We start from the raw sequence: 22,005 nt of genomic DNA on the forward strand, positions 1-22,005 counted from the left end.
TAGTGATTTAGGTTAATTGCTACAAGAATAGGCAGGTTAGTATGTTAAAAAGAGTCTTGTTAACACTATTTTCTCTTATTTTGCCTTGGGCTGCACTAGCGGATGAATTACGGTTAGCGCCAAATGCACCAGATTCTTACGTGGTGAAAAAAGGAGATACTTTGTGGGATATCTCTGGAAAATTTTTACAGCAGCCTTGGTTATGGCCAAAGCTTTGGCGTATTAATCCGGAGGTTGAAAACCCACATTTGATTTATCCTGGTGATGAATTAAAGCTAGTGTATGACGTTGAAGGCCAGCCAATGCTGGTAAAAGAGAATAGTAAGCCCGTATTAAAATGGTCACCGAAAGTCAGAACTCAGTTAAAAGATCAAAGTCCAGTTGAAACCATCTCGCTTAGTGTTTTATCCCCGTTTTTAAAATACGATACTATTTTGTCTCAGCAAGATCTGGATAATTCACCTTATATACTTGGTAGTGATGAAGGTTATAAATCCAGTGTTAACGGTTTTAAGCTTTACGTGAACGGTGACTTGCAAGTAGGCCAGTCTTACGGAGTTTATCAAAAAGAAGAAGCGATTATTGCCGTTGATGGCGAAACTGTTATTGGCTATCACGCCCGTATGGTAGGTTCAGGTAAGGCGATAAGAGCAGGGAACGCTGCAGAAAAAGAACCATCTACTATGTATTTAGAGGGGGTTATGCGAGAACTACGCTCTGGCGCTATCGTCAAACCTGTTAATGAAGGGCAGTTATTACCGGCATTTTTTACTATGCAGGCTGCTGCTGATACGGTGCAGGGTAAAATTATTAAATCATCAAACGGTAATCGTGAATTCGGTAAGTTTGAAGTGATTTTTATTGATCAGGGAATAGAGCACGGGGTTAAACAAGGAGACATTTTATCGGTTAATCGTTTAAGCCCTGGTGTGTTGGAAACGAAAGATGGCCCGGTGTACACCCAAGATGCTTCTCGCTGGAGTCGGTTGGCTAATGCTTCAGATTCTGATTATCAGATGCCGGAAGAAGCTATTGGTAAAATCATGGTGTTTAAAGTATTTGATCAGGTGAGTATGGCGTTAATTTTACGATCTGAAAAACCTCTGCGTTTAAATGATAGCGTTATGGCATTATAGGACAATAAAAAAACACTGTTTTAAGGAGTAAACAGGTGACTGACAGGGAAAGTCACATCAATCAAATGAAAGAATATACGCCAGAATATTACTGGCTGGCGTTAAAACTTATTCCTCGGTTATCTATTCAGAAAAAATTGGTCTTGGTTAAACGGTATGGTATTGAACAGCTGTTTAATCAGCCGCCAAGTCAGCAGCAACTTGCTATCAGTGAAAAACAATATCAAGGGATTGTGAATCCTGATTGGTTCGCAATCGAAAAAATTATTGCACACAGTCAGCAGGCTGGTGCTGTTATTGTTAGTTATCAAGACGCTAATTATCCACAGCTGCTAAAACAAATTTATGACCCACCACTAGTTTTGTTTGTTAAGGGGGATACCCGATTATTAAATCGTCAGCAAATAGCCATAGTTGGCAGCCGTAATGCCAGCATTCATGGTCGGGAAGCTGCGACACTATTGGCGAAAGAGCTGACAGAATGTGGCTTAGTAGTGACTAGTGGTTTGGCATTGGGAATTGATGCTTTTGCTCATAAAGGAGCTGTTGATAACCAGCAAGCTACTATCGCTGTGATTGCCACCGGCATTGATATTGTCTATCCGGCGCGAAATAAGGGGTTAGCTAAACAAATTATTGAATACGGTGGCGCTATTATTAGTGAGTTTTTGCCGCATACACCACCGAAGGCTGGTCACTTTCCAAAGCGCAATCGTATTATTAGCGGTTTATCGCAAGGGGTGCTAGTAATTGAAGCCGCGATGAAAAGTGGCTCGTTAATTACAGCTCGATGTGCACTTGAACAGAACCGGGATGTTTATGCCATGCCGGGAAATATTCAAAACCCTCAGGTTAAAGGGTGTCACTGGCTAATTAAACAAGGAGCTAAATTAGTTGATGAAGTGGCCGATATAATAGAAGAGGTGAACGTTAACAGTGATTATGGTCTACACTTAAAGGGAAATAACAATAGAAACAAGGAGAAAGGGCAAGGGTCAAAAAAAAGTTGTGATCAAGACTTGTTTAACGATTCATTGTTAGCTAGTGTGGGATATGAAATCACTCCCGTAGATACGGTGGTTTCTCGGAGTAAACTACCCACAGATGTAGTGCTAACCCGGTTAACAATGCTTGAGCTTAGAGGTCTGGTATCTGCGGTGCCAGGAGGCTACCTGAAAATTAAATAGGGGCTAATTATGTTTGATATCTTGATGTATCTTTTTGAAAATTACATTCATAGTGAAGCTGAAGTAATGGTAGACCATGATGTACTCACTGATGAATTAACTCGCGCAGGATTCCACCAGGACGAAATATATAAAGCTCTTGCCTGGTTAGAAAAGCTAGCCGCTTTGCAGGATACCGACGCCTATCCATATTTTACGCGAACAGAAAGCCGTTCATTTAGAATTTATACCCGTGAAGAAAAGCAATTGCTTGATATAGAGTGTCAGGGCTTTTTAATGTTTCTCGAGCAAGTTAATGTTTTAGACTTTACTACCCGAGAGATGGTGATTGATAGAGTGATGGAATTAGATACTAAATATTTCACTATCGATGATCTTAAGTGGGTTGTATTGATGGTATTGTTTAATGTGCCAGGTAAAGAATCGGCTTACTCTCAAATGGAAGACTTGATCTTTGATGAGCAGGAAGGCCCGTTACATTAAGTCAAACAGATAACAGAAGGGATCGATGATGCTTTTAATCACCGATCCCTTTTTTGCTTTTGTGACACGGTAAAAAATAGCCTATTCTCGTTAATAGGAGTTATGGCATAATAGACGTTACTAATTTTTAATTATATTTACTCTATGTCAAAGCCAGACGACCCATTATTTACTCGCCATGAGCATGCTTTAGAAAAAGCGTATGAGGTGTGCCCGGATTGTGGCAGTGAGTTAGTGGTTAAGCATAGTAAAGCCGGGGCATTTTTTGGCTGTGCATCATATCCTCAATGTAAATACACTCGTCCTGTCGTTGAACATCAGAAAGTAGAAGATAAGATCTTGCCCGGCAGTGAATGTCCTGACTGTGGTCATGAATTAGCTGTGAAGCAAGGGCGTTATGGTATGTTTATTGGGTGTACTAATTTTCCTGCTTGTCATCATATTGAGCATCAAGCACAACAGCAGCCATTAGAACAGATATCTTGTCCAAGTTGCCGAAAAGGTTCTTTAGTGGAGCGACAAAGCCGTTTTGGTAAAACCTTTTATGCCTGTGATAACTACCCTAAGTGCAAGTTTGCCGTTAATCATCAACCGGTTGCTGGCGAATGCAAAACCTGTGGTTTTCCTCTATTACTCAAAAGGCAGATGGCGGCAGGAGAAAAGTTACAATGCGCGCAGAAAAAATGCAGTAAATTTCAATAATAAAAAGCGAGCGCCAAGCTCGCTTTTTATGTTTAGAACCAATATAAATTTCGGAATGATTACTGAGTAACTCGTTCTTGATACTTAGCAGCGAAACTTGCTAAATCTGGGAAAGCTTCTGTAGGTAAAATAGCAGCTAACTGATTTAATCGTTGTGCTAATTCCTGTTCATCATTACCACACAAGTTAAGGTGTCCCATTTTACGACCCGCTCGCTTTTCTTTATCGTACCAGTGGATACTTAGGCTAGGGAGCGCAAGAGCTTCATTTGGTACTGAATCTTCCCCTAAAATATTCACCATAGCCGTAGGGCGAACAAGTTTGGTGCTGCCAAGTGGTAACCCACAAATAGCACGTAAGTGATTTTCAAACTGGCAGGTATCAGCACCTTGTTGTGTCCAGTGGCCTGAATTATGAACCCGAGGGGCTATTTCATTTACCAGCAATTGATCACCAACTTGGAAAAACTCTATTGCTAATACACCGACGTAATTCAATTTTTCCGTTAACGCCTTAAACACACTTGCTGCTTGAATTTGTAGTTCTTGCTCAACAGGTGCAGCAACTGAGACACTTAATATACCGCCAGCGTGATGATTTTCAGTTAATGGGTAAACCTCGATTTCACCATGCGTGTTCCGGGCACCAACGAGAGATACTTCACGATCAAATGGTACCATTTGTTCAGCGACTATGCCCTGAGGAACCGATGAGTTAGCCTGTGCAATAAAATCAGCCATATCTTGCCAGATTTCATCTGCTTGCTCTGTGGACTTCATGCGCCATTGGCCTTTGCCGTCATAACCTTCTAGAGCACTTTTGAAAATGATTGGCAGAGTTAACTCTGTTAATGCTTGCTCAAAATCTTCCCGAGTTTCGATAACGTAATGTTTAGCATTAGCAACATTACACTCACGCAGCAGCGCTTTTTCTAACCGACGGTCACCGCCAATTTTAATAGCCTGGCTAGTTGGTTTTAACTTATTTGATTGTTCGCATTGTTCAAGGATATCGTGAGCGACATGTTCAAATTCTGCAGTGATTACTTCAGCCTCTGCGATGCCCTCAGCTAAATTGCCGTAAATATGTTCAGGCGCAACCGGATGAACTACCTTGTTAGTGCGAACATCGAAGGCTTTTACATCCATGTTGAGTGGTGAACCGGCTAAGTCCATCATACGGGCTAGCTGGCCGGCACCTAATACCAAAACTTTTTTCATGGATGATTTGCCTATTCTGCTGGATTCGGGTTGCTTAATATATTATTGGTTTGTTCGGCTCTGAATGCTTCGATATTCGCCATAATGGCTTCATCGTGAGTCGCTAAAATTTGCGCTGCAAGTAATCCAGCATTGGCGGCACCAGCGGTACCTATTGCTAATGTACCTACGGCAATACCTTTAGGCATTTGAACAATAGACAATAATGAGTCCTGACCACTTAATGCTTTTGATTGCACAGGAACGCCTAACACTGGTAATGCAGTAAACGCTGCCGTCATACCTGGTAAATGGGCTGCACCACCAGCACCAGCGATAATCACTTTTAAACCACGTTCTTTAGCGCTTTCTGCATATTCAGCTAACAAGTGAGGAGTTCTATGGGCTGAAACGACTTTTGTTTCATATGGAACATTCAATAAATCTAGCATTTCTGCTGCGTGTTGCATTGTCGGCCAATCAGATTTTGACCCCATGATAATACCCACTTTCATGATTTTTCACCTTGATAATTAGTTGGCTAAAGTGCTGCTATATTGTCGCAATAAAATAAGGCGCGCATTATACCTTTGTTTGGCTTAATACGGAAATAAGTCTGACAAAAGTTGTTGATAAAATAGACACTTTAATCCTTAGTAAAGGAAAGGTCGGGAATCAAACTGTAGACAATTAAATTTAAATATATAGAAACATAGTTTTTTAATAGCAAAAACTATGTGTATTGTCGACAGTATTAGACCAAAGGCTAATTTTTATTCACCATTAAAGGCGTAAACTGATCCTATCTAAACTAAAAAGCTGGCGTAAGACTGGCGATAAGTACTGATGAGGAAAGGTTATGCATAATATTTATAATCAAGGCTTAGACAAAGTAGCTGCCAATAGTCAGCCATTAACACCGATCAATTTTTTAAATCGCACAGCAGATGTTTATCCGGATAAAGTCGCTATTATTCATGGTGATCAGCAATTTACCTACAGAGAATATCGACAGAACGTTCGTCGTTTAGCTTCGGCTTTAATTCAACGAGGAGTAAAAACAGGAGATACTGTCAGTATCATTGCCGCTAATATTCCGGCATTTTTAGATGCTCATTATGGCGTTCCGCTTACTGGAGCTGTGCTCAACTCGATTAATATTCGTCTGGATGCACAGGCGATTGCTTTTATTCTCGATCATAGTGAATGTGATGTGTTGCTGACGGACACCGCTTTTGCACCGACAGTAAAAAAGGCGCTAGCCTTATGTACTCGTGCGCCATTAGTGATAGATATCGATGATGATATTGAGTGTGAAGATGCTGAGCGAATAGGGGAATTAGAGTATCAAGACTTATTAACAGAAGGGGATGAAAACTTTCAAGGAAATTTAATTCATGATGAATGGCAGGCGCTGGCGTTAAATTATACTTCGGGTACGACGGGAAATCCTAAAGGGGTGGTTTATTCACATCGTGGTGCCTATTTAAATGCTGTTGGTAATAATATGATTTGGCCGCTTGCCAGTGATTCAGTGTATTTATGGACATTACCAATGTTCCATTGTAATGGCTGGTGTTTTCCCTGGACAGTAGTAGCAATGGCCGGTACGCATGTGTGTTTGCGTCAAGTGGAGGTCAATGCGATTGTCACTAGCTTGATAGAACATAATGTTAGTCATTTTTGTGGTGCGCCAATAGTGTTAAATATGATTTTAAATGCTGATAGTGAGTTATTGGATAGAATCCCTCGTGGCATCAATATTATGACGGCTGGCGCGCCACCACCTGCAACGGTGATCAAAGGTATGGAAGCACATGGCTTTGATATAACACAAGGTTACGGTTTAACAGAAGTTTATGGTCCTTGTGTGGTTAGTGAATGGAAAAGTCAGTGGGACGAATTAACCGACGATGAAAGAGCAGCGTTAAAGGCACGTCAAGGAGTGCGTTATCCAACTCAGGAAGAAGTGGATGTTTTAGATCCACAAACCATGTTACCTGTTGCAGCTGATGCGGAAACCGTCGGCGAAATCATGTTTCGTGGTAACACCACCATGAAAGGCTATTTAAAAAATGATACTGCAACGGTTGAAGCCTTTAAACATGGCTGGTTTCATTCTGGTGACTTAGCGGTTAAACATCCTGATGGCTTTATTGAAATAAGGGATCGCTCTAAAGATATTATCATTTCTGGTGGAGAGAACATTTCTTCGGTAGAAGTGGAAGGTGTGTTATACCAGCATCCTGCTGTAATGGAAGCTGCAGTAGTTGCTCGTAAAGATGAAAAATGGGGGGAAAGCCCATGTGCGTTTGTTACCTTAAAAGCGGATAAAGATGCTAGCGAACGGGAAATCATCGAGTTTTGCCGCGAGCATATGGCCAATTTTAAAGCGCCAAAAACCATAGTGTTTAGTGAATTACCGAAAACTTCTACCGGTAAAGTGCAAAAGTTTATTTTACGGGAGAAAGTAAAACAACTTAGTGAAGTTTAGTTTTAATAACTGAGGTTTAGTGAAAAAGGCTGAAAGAGTGATATTTGCTTTTTCGGTCTTTTTATTATTGCCTGGCAAGACAACTTTATAATATTAATGCAAGCGAGTTAAAAAACCGTATAATTGGCGCCATTGTTTAAGTGCTTTAGTATTGATTTTATGACAACAGCCGTAGAAGTGTATCAACAGGGCGGTATTATTGCTTATCCGACAGAAGCCGTTTTCGGTTTAGGATGCGATCCTGACAATATTGAAGCTATTGAAAAATTACTCAAAATAAAACAACGAGATAAAGCGAAAGGCTTGATTTTATTAGCTGCTAATTACTCACAATTACTACCTTATGTTGATGATAATAAAATACCGCAAGACAAACGCTTTAGCGTCTTGTCACGTTGGCCTGATGGCATTACTCAGGTGTTTCCAAAAAATCCGTCGTTATCTTCTTGGCTAACCGGTGATTTCGATTCGATAGCGGTGCGAGTAACCAGTCAGCCGGATGTTGTCGCCTTGTGTAATCAAGTTAATAAACCGATAGTTTCTACCAGCGCTAATTTATCTGGTGAGCTACCTGCAACGCAGTGGCAGGATTTATCACCTGCATTAACAGAAACAATCGATTTTATTATTAAAGGGAATACCTTAGGGTATAGCCAGCCATCTACCATTATTGATGCTTTAACAGGAGAAACTTTTCGCTCATGAGCCAAGTAAATATTGACCAAGTCATTGAATTTTTGAAGTCATTGCAAGATCAAATTTGTCAGACATTAGAACAGGCAGATGGCGAAGGAAAGTTTGTTGAAGATAACTGGACGCGGGCAGAAGGTGGCGGAGGTCGTACTCGGGTAATGACCAATGGCGCGGTTATTGAGCAAGGCGGAGTAAATTTCTCTTTGGTATCGGGCGATAAATTACCACCATCGGCGACAGCACATCGCCCAGAACTGGCAGGCAGAAGTTGGCAGGCCTGTGGCGTATCGTTGGTGATTCATCCGAAAAATCCTTTTGTACCAACATCACATGCTAATGTTCGTTTTTTTATTGCAGAAAAAGAAGGTGAAGCTCCTGTATGGTGGTTCGGTGGTGGATTTGATTTAACGCCATTTTATCCATTTAAAGAAGACGTTATTCATTGGCATCAAACGGCTAAAGATTTATGCCAGCCATTTGGTGATTTGATATATGACGAGCATAAAAAATGGTGTGATGACTACTTCTATCTAAAACACCGCAATGAAACACGAGGTGTTGGAGGCTTATTCTTTGATGATTTAAACGCGTGGGGCTTTGACAAGTGTTTTGATTATATTAAGGCAGTCGGTCAAGGCTATATCGATGCTTATGTTCCCATTGTTAATAAACGTAAATCGACACCTTATCAAGAGTCGCATCGACAATTCCAACTTTATCGCCGTGGCCGTTATGTTGAATTTAATTTAGTATTTGACCGTGGTACCTTGTTTGGTTTGCAATCCGGTGGTCGCACTGAATCTATTTTGATGTCGATGCCGCCGTTGGCGCGTTGGGAATACAACTACCAGCCTGAGCCTGACAGTGAAGAAGCACATTTGATAAATTATTTAACTCCGACAGATTGGCTGATAGCAGAGTAATTTTATGACAGAAAAAAATAACTTAGGGCATTTCGCTCGATTTGGTCCTGCGACGCGTAACAGCATTCTCGGATTAAAAGCAGCGTATAAGCATGAGATTGCCTTTCGTCAGGAAGTGTTTTTATTAATTATTTTACTGCCGATTGCTTGTTATATCGCTAATGGTTTTGTTGAGTTTTGTCTGTTAATGTCCGGCATCTTTGGTATCTTGATCACCGAATTACTTAATTCGGGTATCGAAGCGGCGATTGACCGTATTGGTTTGGAACGGCATGAACTTAGTGGTCGGGCAAAAGATTTAGGTTCAGCAGCCGTTTTTGTTGCTATCTGTTATTTTGTTCTGGTTTGGGGTTATAAAATTTATACATTGTTTTAATCATTTATTGGCTAAGTTATCTAGGTAATAAGTGAAAAGATGATTTAGATCATAAAAGCTGTCAGATATTCTTCTGGGAGCTCTACAACTTTGTGCTGGATCAACATTTTCCATAATGTAAGCGATAAAATGCGCTCAACTTAAAAACCTTATAAACATTATGGAAATAGCATTATGAAAAAGAATTTATTAACACTTGCCGTCTTATCCAGCTTATCGCTAACAGCAATTGCTGATAACTATAAAGCGGGTGATATATTAGTACGTGGTGGTATCACTATGGTAAACCCGGATAGTGATAAAGCAGGAGTTTATGTTGAAGCCCTAGGTGGCGATACGCCGTTAGCCGTTTCTGTTGATGATAACAGCCAGTTAGGTTTGAACTTTGTATATTTCTACGATAATAACTGGGCACTTGAAGTATTAGCTGCGACTCCTTTTTCTCATGATATTAAAATTCACGATGCTCAAGGAATTTCTCCTGGTGTTTTCGGGGTAAATGTTGATGATGTTACGCTTGCAGAAACAACTCACTTACCACCAACAATCAGTGCACTATATTACTTTGATACTAACTCAAATTTTAAACCGTATCTTGGTTTAGGTGTTAACTACACAATTTTCTTTGATGAAGAATTTAAATCAGCCCCTAAGTCATTAGGCTTTAAAGATTTAGATTTAGATAATTCTTTTGGCTTTTCTGCGCAGATTGGCGCAGATTTCCAATTAGATAATAACTGGCATATTAACGCCTCGGTTCGTTATATCGATATTGAGACTGAAGCAAACTTTAAAATTGGTGACACGATTAAGGGCTCTGCTGATGTAGCTGTTGATCCTATGGTGTATTCAGTGATGTTAGGTTACAAATTTTAAGATTAACTTGCGCTAAGTCATAATAAAAAAGCCGCGCTAACTTTAAGTTAAGCGCGGCTTTTTAGTTTTTATCTCTCTTTGATTGCGCTAATCTAGTGATAATTTAGTATTAATGATTACAAGGTTATGGACCAATATCGCGTTTATGGCAATCCGATAAGCCAATCACGCTCACCATTTATTCATCAGTTATTTGCTAGTCAAACACAACAACCACTGAATTATCTTAGTGAACTCGTTGCCCTAGATAGTTTTGCCAATACTGTGCGGGCATTTGCTAAATCAGGCGGTAAAGGTGCCAATGTTACCGTGCCTTTTAAAGAACAGGCTTTGTGTTTGTGTGATCAATTATCATCACGTGCTCAGTTAGCCGGAGCAGTAAATACCTTAACTTTTAAAGAGGGGCAAATATTGGGGGATAATACCGATGGTTTAGGCCTGGTTAATGATCTGTTAGCACATCGGGTAGAACTGTCAGGGAGTAACATTTTGTTACTAGGGGCGGGCGGTGCAGCAAAAGGCGTAGTATTACCTTTGCTGGAACAAAACCCTGAAACTGTCGTAGTAGCAAATCGCACCATGAGTAAAGCACAAAAGCTGGTTGAGCAATTTAACGATCTGCGTTTATCTGCAAAGAGCTTTAGCGATGTTAATCAAATGGCATTCGATGTCATTATTAATGCAACATCAGCGAGCCTAACCGGAGATAAGTTACCGATAGAGCACTCCTTGATTAATGAACAAGTGGTTTGTTATGACATGGTGTATGGTAAGGAAGATACTGCTTTTTTAGCTTTTGCCAAACAACATCATGCTAAACAAGCAATTGATGGCCTTGGGATGTTAGTGGGACAGGCGGCGGAAAGTTTTTATATTTGGCGAGGTGTTAAACCAGAGGTGAGCACGGTTTTGTCGCAATTAAGAACGGCACTGTGAAAGGATTAGTATGAATCAGGCGATTTTATTTAACGACGATCATTATTTTGATAGCGATTATGGCTGTTGGTGTTTTAGCGGGCAGCTTGCAGGAGAAAAAATCCTGATAGTATTAGCTCAAGAGACAGAGCAACAAATAACTATTAACACGGAAGTGACGTTGGATTGGGAATCATTAGTTGAAGATTGGCTCGAAGATAACGAGCCAGATCAAGGGGTAATTACGCTAACTTAATGCGTATTTATCTGTACTAGCTTTTTATCTGGCAGACTGCAATGAGCGAATAACGGACATTGAAATATTTTCTTTTGATACTGTTTTTATATCCAGAACCAACAAACTTCCCCTATATTCAGGAAAATGAGCAATTTGCGCATTTTTGTCCTTAGACCACTCTACTAACTTTCAAATATTTTCTTAGCTAGCAAAAGGTTAGTAAATTTGATAATAATGTAGTGAATAAATTAATTCTGGTGTTACAGTTTTTCGCTATTTTGGCTTCAATAGCTTCGGTTGGCTTCCTGTATTTGAAGATAACCCACTCACAGTTTACAGCTCGTACTGTTTATATTTTTACAATATTTGGTGTAATTGTTGGGGCGCTAACAGCTGAGATATGCTTTACCCTTCTTGGAGAAGACTTTAACTTTAGCAACAATATCCAGAGTTATTTGGTTGGCAGTTTTATTGTAATCGTTACAATGGGCGCTTCATTTTATACTTTGCGCTGGAAAACTTGAGTAAAGTAAACATAACAAGCCATTGCAGTATGGACTTTTAATAGTTGGATCTCCTCACTGCGTTCGTTATTTTAGCCAACAATAAAAAGCCCCTGAATGGGGTGTTAGATTGAAAGACAAATACACAGGAAGTATAAAGTTATTATGAAGTCTCCAAATTTTACCGATTTAACAAAGAAAAACTTTGCTCTTTGGGGAGTTATTGCGTTTTTATGTTTTGTTGTTATTCCGATTTTTCTTAAAGTCCCAGAACCATATCAAAAGGTGCTGCTTTCAATTGGAACCGCTTTATTTGTTGGTTTGACTGTTAGTTACTTTATCAATAAGAAAATTGGCGAAAGTACCAGCTATGAAGTAAAAGGTCTGTTGAAAGAGAGCTTTCCGAAATTACTAGAATTTGATGATATCGGTCTCCATAAGGTCACCTATGAAAACAGTATGAGCAACTTAGGTATTGACTTAGTTAATTCTGATAAGCTCTATATCGTTATGAATGATGGGAAAAACTTTTTTACTAATAATTCTAAAGATCTCTCAAAACGATTTTCACTGGAAGATAAACAAACAGTTGTAATTCTTATGTCAGATGAATCTGAATCTGAAGGAGTTTTGAACAGCCGAAACAAGAAAACTGAAGAAGGGTATTATGGTCGTAAAATTAGAGAGTCTATAAATGACTATTTGTCATTTCATAAAAATTCACCTGCCACAAACAAACTAGATATCTATCAGTATGGCTTTAACTTTACGATGTCTATAGTTGCAACTGAAAATATAGCTGTAGTTGGAACGTACAGAAATGCAGCTGGAAAATCATTAGTTCCCCCTCACTTTGTCTTTAAGAATAATGGAAGCGATAGCGAATTTAATAACATTATGAAAGATGTGAATAACCTTATAGAACAATCTAACAAGTCAAGGCAATGGACGCAGCAAAGCTGCGCCCCTGCTTGAAGCGTTAGGCAACTAAGTGTGCATAGGACGTATTTTGCAAGGATGAACATGAAAAATTTATTGATATTATTATCGTGCTTATTATCAGGGTGTGTTGGTATTGGTTACTCTTCTTTAGACTCTAGAGTTTCGTCAATACAAAACCCTATAGTAAAAAAAGAAAAAGGCTATATTTCAGATAAAGGAACCGGTATCAGCGCAACGGAGTTAAAGGAATATTGGGGGGAGCCTAATTTAAAATCAATATCTAATGGATTAGAAAAATGGACCTACAACTTTTCCGAATCAGAGAAAGGCTTTTTCGCTTTGATAGTAATTATTCCGCTACCTTTTGTATTCGATGATGGTTTTGAAGCAATTACCTTTACTATTGAAAATCAGAAAATTACTGCTGCAGAGGCTCGATATCAACATGAGGAAAGTGGCGGTTGCATAGTTGCATTTCTCGTACATGGTTTAGTTAATGTAAGTTGTACAGATGATAAAGAATATTTAAACGGCGAAATACCTACAGTTTTTTATAGCCAGTAGTTTATAAAGTTGCCTAACAAGCTGTTTAAGCGCGGGACTGCTAACGTTTGGCTCGGTTTCGCTTCGCTACACAAGTTTAGCCAAACATTAATCAGCCCCTTAACAGGGCGTTAGACGAATAGATGTCTACCAGCTATCCGCTCAATATAATGAGAATAAAATGAATAAAAAACTAATTATCAATATATTTATAGTATTAACTTTATTATTTATATTATCAGCTAAAGCTGCACCAACAGCTGGTTTGATTAAAGCATTTATATCGGCATCGGAAAACGCGAGGCAGCCAAATTCGAATGAAGAAGCAATAGCCAAGTATCTTGCATTTTTTACGGATGACTTTACAGATCATCATCCTACGTATGGTGTTTCATTTACTGGAAAAGATAAACTTAGAAATGGGATCATAAGTAAAGGTACTTCAATGGTTTCTGTGGTTGAGACTATAGATAATATAATCATAGGTACTGATACAGCTGTAGTAGTAGTTAATGAAGACTCAAAATACTATAAAAATAAAAAGCTTAAGCATTATAAGGGACGTACTATTCTCGTGTTGGAGTTCAATGAACAAGGTTTAATAACGCAAATGAGAAGGTACATGGACTAATAATTCGCCCTACAAGGCAATAAAGCGGGAAAATTAACAGTTTGCTCGGTTCCGCTTCACTTCACAATTTTAGCAAATTATTATCAGCCCCTTAAATGGGCGTTATATTGCTCATAAGCTAAGGAGCACTAATCTTTTGTTGACATAATATGTCAGACGAGTTACGTTTGTGACATATTATGCCGTTAAGTCATCTTATATTCTTTATTTTGTTGATTAGCACCGCGCTGTATTTTTCAAGGAGAGATTAAAGTGCAAAATGCCTTCGAGTCACAACTTCCAAAATCTAAGTTGACAATATCCTTAAATAAACTGGTGTTATTAGTTTTTTTACTTATGGTTATGTATTTTGGGTTCGATAGATATAAGCAACATCAAACTGAACAGGCTGAAACCACGGTTTTAGTTCTAAATCCTCAAATTAGTGATATTTATTTTTTAGATATGAGGCTTATCAAGGGTGATTTAGAACGTAAAAATAAATATAAACTGGCAAAAGTTGTACGCGTGACTGATGATAATGTAGCAATCGTATATGGAAGGTTTTTCTATCAATGGCAATATTCAGTCGTAAATAGTATCCAATACGGTGATTTAAGTAACGATGATTATTTTACGCCAATACCAGAATATATCCCTTTAAATAAAATTAGAGAAATGGAAAATAATGGGGCGATTTATTTAATTAAACGACCCGTTAGAAATCAGCTTTATGGTAATTTCGTCAGGCCTTAATTAAGCGCAATATAACAAGAATTTAAAGCAGGACTGCTAACAGTTTGCTCAGTTCTGCTTCGCTACACATTTTAGCAAACTATTAATCAGCCCCTTAAAGGGCGTTATATGCTTCAACAAGTCTTAGCATTACTCAAGCGAAGGAGAGAGTATTTTGACATTAGATGAATACAGAAAAGAATTTGAAAAATCTTCAAACAGATCTATTTCAATGCCGGTTGCTGGAACAATTATTTGGTTTTTAGTTGGACTTCTAAGCACACAATTTAGCGCAAACATTTCTATATATATTTTACTTTTTGCAACAGGCGGTATTTTTCCTATAGCTTTATTAATAGCTAAATATAGGAAAGAGAACTTAGTTTCCTCAACCAACCCTTTGGCAAAACTAATGGGTCAATGCATCATAATGGTTAATCTTCTTTGGGTCGTCCATATACCATTACTATTAAATGCACCTGAATTTGTTCCTTTGAGTTTAGGCGTTGGATTAGGGCTTCATTGGGTAGTCTATTCTTGGATTGTTAACCATCCTGTAGGCTTAATTCATGCTGTATTAAGAAGTGTTTTAATTGTAGCAGCTTGGTATTTATTCCCTAACAGCGGTATTTTAGCTATCTCTTGTGTTATCGTTTTAACTTATTTGTTAAGTATTTATCAAATGTTAACTAGAGATATAACAAGCACATACAAGCCATTATAGTAACGGGACTGCTAAGAGCTTGCTAGGTTCCGATTCGCTGCACATTTTAGCAAGCTATTATCAGCCCCTGAATGGGGCGTTATTACCGAACGTCCGCTTTTGTACCCCATAAAGTGTCCGTGTATGTTGCATAAATAGCCGCTAATGGCACAAATGCGACTGTCAGATTTGATCGCATCCTAAAGATTGAATCTGACAGCTCAAGTCATGACTTATTCAATTTATTACTGCTCAGTTAAATAATCATTTTTTAAATCGACATAGTTGATCGCCGACTCTTTGAGGAATGCTATTTCTGCGTCTTTTAATGGTCGAGCTTCTTTCATTGGATTACCCACATAAAGATAGCCACTTCTAAGTGTTTTGTTAGGTGGTACTACAGTACCGGCACCAATAAATACATCATCCTCAACGATAGCACCATCCATAACAATCGCACCCATCCCCACTAAAACCCTGTTACCTATAGTACAACCATGTAGCATACATTGATGGCCAATGGTGACATCGTCACCTATCACTAATGGAAAACCATTTGGATGTGCATTAGAGGTGCGGGTCAAATGCAAAATGGTGCCATCCTGGATATTGGTTCTACTACCTATTGTCATTTTATTCACGTCGCCGCGGCCAGCAACTAATGGCCAGATGCTGGAATCTTGGCCAATTGTTATGTCACCAATGAGTACGGCGCTTTTATCTATATAGGTATTTTTGCCTATTGTGGGCTGTGTTCCTTTATATGAACGTAAGTTAGTTTGTTCCATGGTTTATCTCTTTAATAGAACTTGGCTGAATGATTTAGCTAAAAGGTTATGCTTTTATCATCAAAAAAGCGAATTGCTACTTATCAGTATTAAACTACGTATAAAGTCATTTCGTTAGTTTTGTTGATTATTAAAGCGAGAATAGTGCAATAAATGTCAGAAAAACCGCGCTTTGTACAAAAACAGAGCAAACAAATAAAAAAGTGAAATTAACTGTTGACGTGGTCGCAAAAATCCCTAAAATGCGCATCCACTTCTCAGGGACAGCCCAGAGGAGTGTTTTGATAAGTTTAGTTATCGAATTTGATAGGTAAACGGGTCAGATAAGTTAAGAAAAAGTGCTGCGGCGAAAAAGCTAAAGAAATTTTCAAAAACTTGTTGACATCAAAACTGAGTTGCGTAGAATGCGCATCTCGCTTCGGGCAAGGCTTCTAGCCAAATCGAAGTGTCGGAGTTAAACGAATGCGATTTAACTTCAGTTATCTCTTCTTTATATAGAAAAGATAACGTTCTTTAACAATTAGTTATCATGCAATTTGTGTGAGCACTCACATGAGATTGATTCGACAGCTACTTAGGTAGCAACAATAATCTCAGTGAAGATGTTCATACAAAACAATTATTACCTTCGGGTAGTAAGTAAGTTTTATTTGTACAGAATTCATTGAGTCGAGAGCTTGTCTCTCACAAACGATTTTTTAATTGAAGAGTTTGATCATGGCTCAGATTGAACGCTGGCGGCAGGCTTAACACATGCAAGTCGAGCGGAAACGAGAAGTACTTGTACTTCGGCGTCGAGCGGCGGACGGGTGAGTAATGCTTGGGAATATGCCTTAAGGTGGGGGACAACAGTTGGAAACGACTGCTAATACCGCATAATGTCTACGGACCAAAGAGGGGGACCTTCGGGCCTCTTGCCTTTAGATTAGCCCAAGTGAGATTAGCTAGATGGTGGGGTAATGGCCTACCATGGCGACGATCTCTAGCTGGTTTGAGAGGATGATCAGCCACACTGGGACTGAGACACGGCCCAGACTCCTACGGGAGGCAGCAGTGGGGAATATTGCACAATGGGGGAAACCCTGATGCAGCCATGCCGCGTGTGTGAAGAAGGCCTTCGGGTTGTAAAGCACTTTCAGTCGTGAGGAAAGGTGTAAGGTTAATACCTTTGCACTGTGACGTTAGCGACAGAAGAAGCACCGGCTAACTCCGTGCCAGCAGCCGCGGTAATACGGAGGGTGCGAGCGTTAATCGGAATTACTGGGCGTAAAGCGTGCGTAGGCGGTTAGTTAAGTCAGATGTGAAATCCCGGGGCTCAACCTCGGAACTGCATTTGAAACTGGCTAACTAGAGTATTGTAGAGGGTGGTGGAATTTCCAGTGTAGCGGTGAAATGCGTAGAGATTGGAAGGAACATCAGTGGCGAAGGCGGCCACCTGGACAAATACTGACGCTGAGGCACGAAAGCGTGGGGAGCAAACAGGATTAGATACCCTGGTAGTCCACGCCGTAAACGATGTCAACTAGCTGTCTGTGTTCTTGAAACGTGGGTAGCGTAGCTAACGCGCTAAGTTGACCGCCTGGGGAGTACGGCCGCAAGGTTAAAACTCAAATGAATTGACGGGGGCCCGCACAAGCGGTGGAGCATGTGGTTTAATTCGATGCAACGCGAAGAACCTTACCATCCCTTGACATCCAGCGAATTTTCTAGAGATAGATTAGTGCCTTCGGGAACGCTGAGACAGGTGCTGCATGGCTGTCGTCAGCTCGTGTTGTGAAATGTTGGGTTAAGTCCCGCAACGAGCGCAACCCCTATCCTTATTTGCCAGCGCGTAATGGCGGGAACTTTAAGGAGACTGCCGGTGATAAACCGGAGGAAGGTGGGGACGACGTCAAGTCATCATGGCCCTTACGGGATGGGCTACACACGTGCTACAATGGCGTATACAGAGTGCTGCAAGACCGCGAGGTGGAGCGAATCACTTAAAGTACGTCGTAGTCCGGATTGGAGTCTGCAACTCGACTCCATGAAGTCGGAATCGCTAGTAATCGCAAATCAGAATGTTGCGGTGAATACGTTCCCGGGCCTTGTACACACCGCCCGTCACACCATGGGAGTGGGATGCAAAAGAAGTAGTTAGTCTAACCTTCGGGAGGGCGATTACCACTTTGTGTTTCATGACTGGGGTGAAGTCGTAACAAGGTAACCCTAGGGGAACCTGGGGTTGGATCACCTCCTTATCTTGAACGAATTAACTTGTGTTGAGTGTTCACACACATTGTATGATAACGAATTAGAAGAAGACAAAGCCTTTGGGGCTATAGCTCAGCTGGGAGAGCGCCTGCCTTGCACGCAGGAGGTCAGCAGTTCGATCCTGCTTAGCTCCACCAACTTTATCTGAGTGACCTACTGGCGGTGAATACTAAAATAGGTCTGTAGCTCAGCTGGTTAGAGCGCACCCCTGATAAGGGTGAGGTCGGCAGTTCAAGTCTGCCCAGACCTACCAAATTCTTCGTTACTCTGCGTTAGTTCGCAGCTCGTGTAAAAAAGCCTACACGTCGCTACTAACTAGCTTGATTAACTTGAATTGAACGTACTTCTTCAAGGAACGAAAGGCCAAACTTAACGTATCATTTGATGATGATTTAAGTTTGGTTTTTTAAACCAAGTTTTTAGCCGAATGCGCGCTAATTACTACTTCTTTAACAATCTGGAAAGCTGATATATATCCCGATAAATGTTGGTGTCGCGCCAATATTTATCACCGATAATCCTTTCTCCTCGACCTATGTTGAGAAGAGAAGATTATCAACCGATAGTTGAAAAACTATCAAATTCTTATTCAAGATACTCTATTGAGTACGTGAAAATGTCAGGCTTTACAATTGCTGGGGTTTAGTCACCCTGGCGTACCAAACTATTTGGGGTTGTATGGTTAAGTGACTAAGCGTATGTGGTGGATGCCTTGGCAGTTAGAGGCGATGAAGGACGTGTTAATCTGCGATAAGCTGTGTTAAGCCGATAAAAGGCGTTATAGGCACAGATTTCCGAATGGGGAAACCCAGTTGCATAAGCAACTATTCTTTGGTGAATACATAGCCAAAGAAGGCGAACCGGGAGAACTGAAACATCTAAGTACCCCGAGGAAAAGAAATCAACCGAGATTTCCTTAGTAGCGGCGAGCGAACGGGAATTAGCCCTTAAGCGTGTGGGCGTTAGTGGAACAGTCTGGAAAGGCTGGCGATACAGGGTGATAGCCCCGTACACGAAAGCAAACACAACGTGAAAACGAGTAGGACGGAGCACGTGAAACTTTGTCTGAACATGGGGGGACCATCCTCCAAGGCTAAATACTCCTAACTGACCGATAGTGAACCAGTACCGTGAGGGAAAGGCGAAAAGAACCCCTGTGAGGGGAGTGAAATAGAACCTGAAACCGCATACGTACAAGCAGTGGAAGCCTTCGGGTGACTGCGTACCTTTTGTATAATGGGTCAGCGACTTATATTCTGTAGCAAGGTTAACCGATTAGGGGAGCCGTAGCGAAAGCGAGTGTTAACTGCGCGTTTAGTTGCAGGGTATAGACCCGAAACCCGGCGATCTACCCATGGGCAGGTTGAAGGTTGAGTAACATCAACTGGAGGACCGAACACACGTATGTTGAAAAATGCGGTGATGACCTGTGGGTCGGAGTGAAAGGCTAATCAAGCCGGGAGATAGCTGGTTCTCCCCGAAATCTATTTAGGTAGAGCCTCGCACGAATACCATTGGGGGTAGAGCACTGTTAAGGCTAGGGGGTCATCCCGACTTACCAACCCTTTGCAAACTCCGAATACCAATGAGTACTATGCGGGAGACACACTACGGGTGCTAACGTCCGTTGTGAAGAGGGAAACAACCCAGACCGCCAGCTAAGGTCCCAAAGTCATAGTTAAGTGGGAAACGATGTGGAAAGGCCCAGACAGCTAGGAGGTTGGCTTAGAAGCAGCCACCCTTTAAAGAAAGCGTAATAGCTCACTAGTCGAGTCGGTCTGCGCGGAAGATGTAACGGGGCTAAACTATGCACCGAAGCTGCGGATTTAATCTTAGGATTAAGTGGTAGGGGAGCGTTCTGTAAGCCGTTGAAGGTGAGTTGTAAAGCTTGCTGGAGGTATCAGAAGTGCGAATGCTGACATGAGTAACGATAAGGGGAGTGAAAAACTCCCCCGCCGAAAGACCAAGGTTTCCTGTCCCATGTTAATCAGGGCAGGGTAAGTCGGCCCCTAAGGCGAGGCGGAAACGCGTAGTCGATGGGAAACAGATTAATATTTCTGTACTTCTATATATTGCGAAGGAGGGACGGAGCAGGCTAGGCAGGCATGGCGTTGGTAGTCCATGTGAAAGTGTGTAGGTTGAGAACTTAGGCAAATCCGGGTTCTTAAGACTGAGACACGAGACGAGACTCTACGGAGTTGAAGCTGTTGATGCCATACTTCCAGGAAAAGCTTCTAAGCATCAGATATATAGGAACCGTACCCCAAACCGACACAGGTGGTTAGGTAGAGAATACTAAGGCGCTTGAGAGAACTCGGGTGAAGGAACTAGGCAAAATAGTACCGTAACTTCGGGAGAAGGTACGCTGTTGCTGGTGATGGGACTTGCTCCCTAAGCTGGTGACAGTCGAAGTAACCAGGTGGCTGGAACTGTTTATTAAAAACACAGCACTGTGCAAAATCGAAAGATGACGTATACGGTGTGACGCCTGCCCGGTGCCGGAAGGTTAATTGATTGGGTTAGCTCTGCGAAGCTCATGATCGAAGCCCCGGTAAACGGCGGCCGTAACTATAACGGTCCTAAGGTAGCGAAATTCCTTGTCGGGTAAGTTCCGACCTGCACGAATGGCGTAATCATGGCCACACTGTCTCCACCCGAGACTCAGTGAAATTGAAATTGCGGTTAAGATGCCGTATACCCGCGGCTAGACGGAAAGACCCCGTGAACCTTTACTATAGCTTGACAGTGAACATTGCTCCTACATGTGTAGGATAGGTGGGAGGCTTTGAAACCGCGTCGCTAGATGTGGTGGAGCCAACCTTGAAATACCACCCTTGTATGCGTGATGTTCTAACCTAGGGCCCTTATCGGGCTTGGGGACACTGTCTGGTGGGTAGTTTGACTGGGGCGGTCTCCTCCCAAAGAGTAACGGAGGAGCACGAAGGTTGGCTAAGTACGGTCGGACATCGTACGGTTAGTGCAATGGCATAAGCCAGCTTAACTGCGAGACAGACACGTCGAGCAGGTGCGAAAGCAGGTCATAGTGATCCGGTGGTTCTGTATGGAAGGGCCATCGCTCAACGGATAAAAGGTACTCCGGGGATAACAGGCTGATACCGCCCAAGAGTTCATATCGACGGCGGTGTTTGGCACCTCGATGTCGGCTCATCACATCCTGGGGCTGAAGTCGGTCCCAAGGGTATGGCTGTTCGCCATTTAAAGTGGTACGCGAGCTGGGTTTAGAACGTCGTGAGACAGTTCGGTCCCTATCTGCCGTGGGCGTTTGAGAATTGAAGAGGGCTGCTCCTAGTACGAGAGGACCGGAGTGGACGAACCACTGGTGTTCGGGTTGTCATGCCAATGGCATTGCCCGGTAGCTACGTTCGGAACTGATAACCGCTGAAAGCATCTAAGCGGGAAGCAGGCTTTGAGATGAGTTCTCACTGGAGCTTTAAGCTCCCTAAAGGGTCGTTGGAGACTACAACGTTGATAGGTCAGGTGTGTAAGGGTTGTGAGGCCTTGAGCTAACTGATACTAATTGCCCGTGAGGCTTAACCATACAACACCCAAGTGGTTTTAAAGTTGTAGACTGACATATCGTCGATGAAAAACGTTCATCCATGAACCTCATCGACATTAGTGCATCCATGCACGTCAAATCACGTACTCAGAATTGAATAAGAAGATTGAAACAGCTTTCCAAGAT

General features: G+C 41.4%; 19 protein-coding genes, 2 tRNA genes and 2 rRNA genes. 20 read left to right on the forward strand and 3 right to left on the reverse strand.

What is annotated here, in order from left to right; genetic code table 11:
- The first annotated feature begins 41 nt into the window (after window positions 1-41).
- The 4 genes from QQK06_RS09330 to QQK06_RS09345 all read left to right on the forward strand — a co-directional run bounded on the left by QQK06_RS09330 (window position 42) and on the right by QQK06_RS09345 (window position 3,508).
- Window positions 42-1,136, forward strand: coding sequence for a LysM peptidoglycan-binding domain-containing protein (locus QQK06_RS09330; RefSeq protein WP_284244395.1), 1,095 nt, complete (start codon window positions 42-44; stop codon window positions 1,134-1,136).
- Between the two features lie 35 nt (window positions 1,137-1,171).
- Entirely contained in the window at window positions 1,172-2,323 is a 1,152-nt protein-coding gene (gene dprA, locus QQK06_RS09335) for a DNA-processing protein DprA (protein ID WP_284244396.1), read from the forward strand.
- Between the two features lie 9 nt (window positions 2,324-2,332).
- Window positions 2,333-2,806, forward strand: a complete 474-nt coding sequence (locus tag QQK06_RS09340) for a DUF494 family protein (protein WP_284244397.1) — start codon at window positions 2,333-2,335, stop codon at window positions 2,804-2,806.
- 144 nt (window positions 2,807-2,950) lie between these two features.
- Window positions 2,951-3,508, forward strand: a complete 558-nt coding sequence (locus QQK06_RS09345) for a DNA topoisomerase family protein (protein WP_284244398.1) — start codon at window positions 2,951-2,953, stop codon at window positions 3,506-3,508.
- A 59-nt stretch (window positions 3,509-3,567) separates the two neighbouring features.
- Here the strand turns inward: QQK06_RS09345 and QQK06_RS09350 are convergent, their stop codons facing one another.
- Both QQK06_RS09350 and purE read right to left on the reverse strand, forming a co-directional pair.
- Entirely contained in the window at window positions 3,568-4,728 is a 1,161-nt protein-coding gene (locus tag QQK06_RS09350) for a 5-(carboxyamino)imidazole ribonucleotide synthase (RefSeq protein ID WP_284244399.1), read from the reverse strand.
- An 11-nt stretch (window positions 4,729-4,739) separates the two neighbouring features.
- Complete coding sequence (purE, locus tag QQK06_RS09355) at window positions 4,740-5,222, reverse strand: 5-(carboxyamino)imidazole ribonucleotide mutase (RefSeq protein WP_284244400.1); 483 nt, start codon at window positions 5,220-5,222, stop codon at window positions 4,740-4,742.
- Window positions 5,223-5,566: 344 nt separating this feature from the next.
- On the opposite strand from purE, the gene QQK06_RS09360 reads away from it, so the two are divergent.
- The 12 genes from QQK06_RS09360 to QQK06_RS09415 all read left to right on the forward strand — a co-directional run bounded on the left by QQK06_RS09360 (window position 5,567) and on the right by QQK06_RS09415 (window position 15,279).
- Window positions 5,567-7,201: an acyl-CoA synthetase gene (locus QQK06_RS09360; protein ID WP_284244401.1), complete on the forward strand. Its 1,635-nt coding sequence runs from the start codon at window positions 5,567-5,569 to the stop codon at window positions 7,199-7,201.
- Window positions 7,202-7,360: 159 nt separating this feature from the next.
- Window positions 7,361-7,906, forward strand: coding sequence for an L-threonylcarbamoyladenylate synthase type 1 TsaC (tsaC, locus tag QQK06_RS09365; protein WP_284244402.1), 546 nt, complete (start codon window positions 7,361-7,363; stop codon window positions 7,904-7,906).
- On the forward strand, window positions 7,903-8,817 hold the full coding sequence (gene hemF / locus QQK06_RS09370; protein ID WP_284244403.1) for an oxygen-dependent coproporphyrinogen oxidase: 915 nt from the start codon (window positions 7,903-7,905) through the stop codon (window positions 8,815-8,817). The genes tsaC and hemF overlap by 4 nt, the downstream gene beginning before the upstream one ends.
- Window positions 8,818-8,821: 4 nt before the next feature.
- Window positions 8,822-9,193, forward strand: coding sequence for a diacylglycerol kinase (locus tag QQK06_RS09375; protein WP_284244404.1), 372 nt, complete (start codon window positions 8,822-8,824; stop codon window positions 9,191-9,193).
- 174 nt (window positions 9,194-9,367) lie between these two features.
- Window positions 9,368-10,069 carry an OmpW/AlkL family protein gene (locus QQK06_RS09380; RefSeq protein ID WP_284244405.1) on the forward strand — a complete coding sequence of 234 codons (702 nt, stop codon included), beginning with the start codon at window positions 9,368-9,370 and terminating at the stop codon, window positions 10,067-10,069.
- Between the two features lie 126 nt (window positions 10,070-10,195).
- A complete protein-coding gene (gene aroE, locus QQK06_RS09385) occupies window positions 10,196-11,005 on the forward strand; it encodes a shikimate dehydrogenase (protein ID WP_284244406.1) in 810 nt (269 codons plus the stop codon).
- A 10-nt stretch (window positions 11,006-11,015) separates the two neighbouring features.
- On the forward strand, window positions 11,016-11,240 hold the full coding sequence (locus QQK06_RS09390; protein ID WP_284244407.1) for a hypothetical protein: 225 nt from the start codon (window positions 11,016-11,018) through the stop codon (window positions 11,238-11,240).
- 650 nt (window positions 11,241-11,890) lie between these two features.
- Window positions 11,891-12,700 carry a hypothetical protein gene (locus tag QQK06_RS09395; protein WP_284244408.1) on the forward strand — a complete coding sequence of 270 codons (810 nt, stop codon included), beginning with the start codon at window positions 11,891-11,893 and terminating at the stop codon, window positions 12,698-12,700.
- A gap of 48 nt (window positions 12,701-12,748) precedes the next feature.
- Complete coding sequence (locus tag QQK06_RS09400; protein WP_284244409.1) at window positions 12,749-13,231, forward strand: hypothetical protein; 483 nt, start codon at window positions 12,749-12,751, stop codon at window positions 13,229-13,231.
- 160 nt (window positions 13,232-13,391) lie between these two features.
- A complete protein-coding gene (locus tag QQK06_RS09405; RefSeq protein WP_284244410.1) occupies window positions 13,392-13,841 on the forward strand; it encodes a nuclear transport factor 2-like protein in 450 nt (149 codons plus the stop codon).
- Window positions 13,842-14,093: 252 nt separating this feature from the next.
- Complete coding sequence (locus tag QQK06_RS09410; protein WP_284244411.1) at window positions 14,094-14,576, forward strand: hypothetical protein; 483 nt, start codon at window positions 14,094-14,096, stop codon at window positions 14,574-14,576.
- 154 nt (window positions 14,577-14,730) lie between these two features.
- Window positions 14,731-15,279, forward strand: a complete 549-nt coding sequence (locus tag QQK06_RS09415; protein ID WP_284244412.1) for a DUF7010 family protein — start codon at window positions 14,731-14,733, stop codon at window positions 15,277-15,279.
- A gap of 224 nt (window positions 15,280-15,503) precedes the next feature.
- On the opposite strand, the gene QQK06_RS09420 is transcribed toward QQK06_RS09415, so the two are convergent.
- A complete protein-coding gene (locus QQK06_RS09420; protein ID WP_284244413.1) occupies window positions 15,504-16,046 on the reverse strand; it encodes a gamma carbonic anhydrase family protein in 543 nt (180 codons plus the stop codon).
- A 699-nt stretch (window positions 16,047-16,745) separates the two neighbouring features.
- Between QQK06_RS09420 and QQK06_RS09425 the strand changes: the two genes are divergently transcribed.
- From QQK06_RS09425 to QQK06_RS09440, 4 genes are all read left to right on the forward strand, one after another.
- Window positions 16,746-18,286, forward strand: a 16S ribosomal RNA gene (locus QQK06_RS09425).
- Window positions 18,287-18,360: 74 nt separating this feature from the next.
- Window positions 18,361-18,436: transfer RNA gene (locus QQK06_RS09430), tRNA-Ala, on the forward strand.
- 39 nt (window positions 18,437-18,475) lie between these two features.
- A tRNA-Ile gene (locus QQK06_RS09435) sits at window positions 18,476-18,552 on the forward strand.
- A 427-nt stretch (window positions 18,553-18,979) separates the two neighbouring features.
- Window positions 18,980-21,858 (forward strand): 23S ribosomal RNA (locus QQK06_RS09440).
- Together the 16S and 23S rRNA genes with 2 tRNA genes alongside form the textbook arrangement of a ribosomal RNA operon.
- Window positions 21,859-22,005 lie beyond the last annotated feature (147 nt).

Source organism: Thalassotalea insulae (assembly GCF_030161395.1).
In the GTDB taxonomy this organism is placed as follows: Bacteria; Pseudomonadota; Gammaproteobacteria; order Enterobacterales; family Alteromonadaceae; genus Thalassotalea_E; species Thalassotalea_E insulae.

Excerpts from the sequence above, each read along its gene's own strand:
- tsaC (WP_284244402.1), top strand. The coding sequence starts at position 7,361 with ATGACAACAGCCGTAGAAGTGTATCAACAGGGCGGTATTATTGCTTAT.
- QQK06_RS09330 (WP_284244395.1), top strand. The coding sequence starts at position 42 with ATGTTAAAAAGAGTCTTGTTAACACTATTTTCTCTTATTTTGCCTTGG.
- hemF (WP_284244403.1), top strand. The coding sequence starts at position 7,903 with ATGAGCCAAGTAAATATTGACCAAGTCATTGAATTTTTGAAGTCATTG.
- QQK06_RS09395 (WP_284244408.1), top strand. The coding sequence starts at position 11,891 with ATGAAGTCTCCAAATTTTACCGATTTAACAAAGAAAAACTTTGCTCTT.
- QQK06_RS09420 (WP_284244413.1), bottom strand. The coding sequence starts at position 16,046 with ATGGAACAAACTAACTTACGTTCATATAAAGGAACACAGCCCACAATA.
- QQK06_RS09345 (WP_284244398.1), top strand. The coding sequence starts at position 2,951 with ATGTCAAAGCCAGACGACCCATTATTTACTCGCCATGAGCATGCTTTA.
- QQK06_RS09400 (WP_284244409.1), top strand. The coding sequence starts at position 12,749 with ATGAAAAATTTATTGATATTATTATCGTGCTTATTATCAGGGTGTGTT.
- aroE (WP_284244406.1), top strand. The coding sequence starts at position 10,196 with ATGGACCAATATCGCGTTTATGGCAATCCGATAAGCCAATCACGCTCA.
- QQK06_RS09375 (WP_284244404.1), top strand. The coding sequence starts at position 8,822 with ATGACAGAAAAAAATAACTTAGGGCATTTCGCTCGATTTGGTCCTGCG.
- purE (WP_284244400.1), bottom strand. The coding sequence starts at position 5,222 with ATGAAAGTGGGTATTATCATGGGGTCAAAATCTGATTGGCCGACAATG.
- QQK06_RS09405 (WP_284244410.1), top strand. The coding sequence starts at position 13,392 with ATGAATAAAAAACTAATTATCAATATATTTATAGTATTAACTTTATTA.
- QQK06_RS09350 (WP_284244399.1), bottom strand. The coding sequence starts at position 4,728 with ATGAAAAAAGTTTTGGTATTAGGTGCCGGCCAGCTAGCCCGTATGATG.
- QQK06_RS09340 (WP_284244397.1), top strand. The coding sequence starts at position 2,333 with ATGTTTGATATCTTGATGTATCTTTTTGAAAATTACATTCATAGTGAA.
- QQK06_RS09380 (WP_284244405.1), top strand. The coding sequence starts at position 9,368 with ATGAAAAAGAATTTATTAACACTTGCCGTCTTATCCAGCTTATCGCTA.
- QQK06_RS09390 (WP_284244407.1), top strand. The coding sequence starts at position 11,016 with ATGAATCAGGCGATTTTATTTAACGACGATCATTATTTTGATAGCGAT.
- QQK06_RS09360 (WP_284244401.1), top strand. The coding sequence starts at position 5,567 with ATGCATAATATTTATAATCAAGGCTTAGACAAAGTAGCTGCCAATAGT.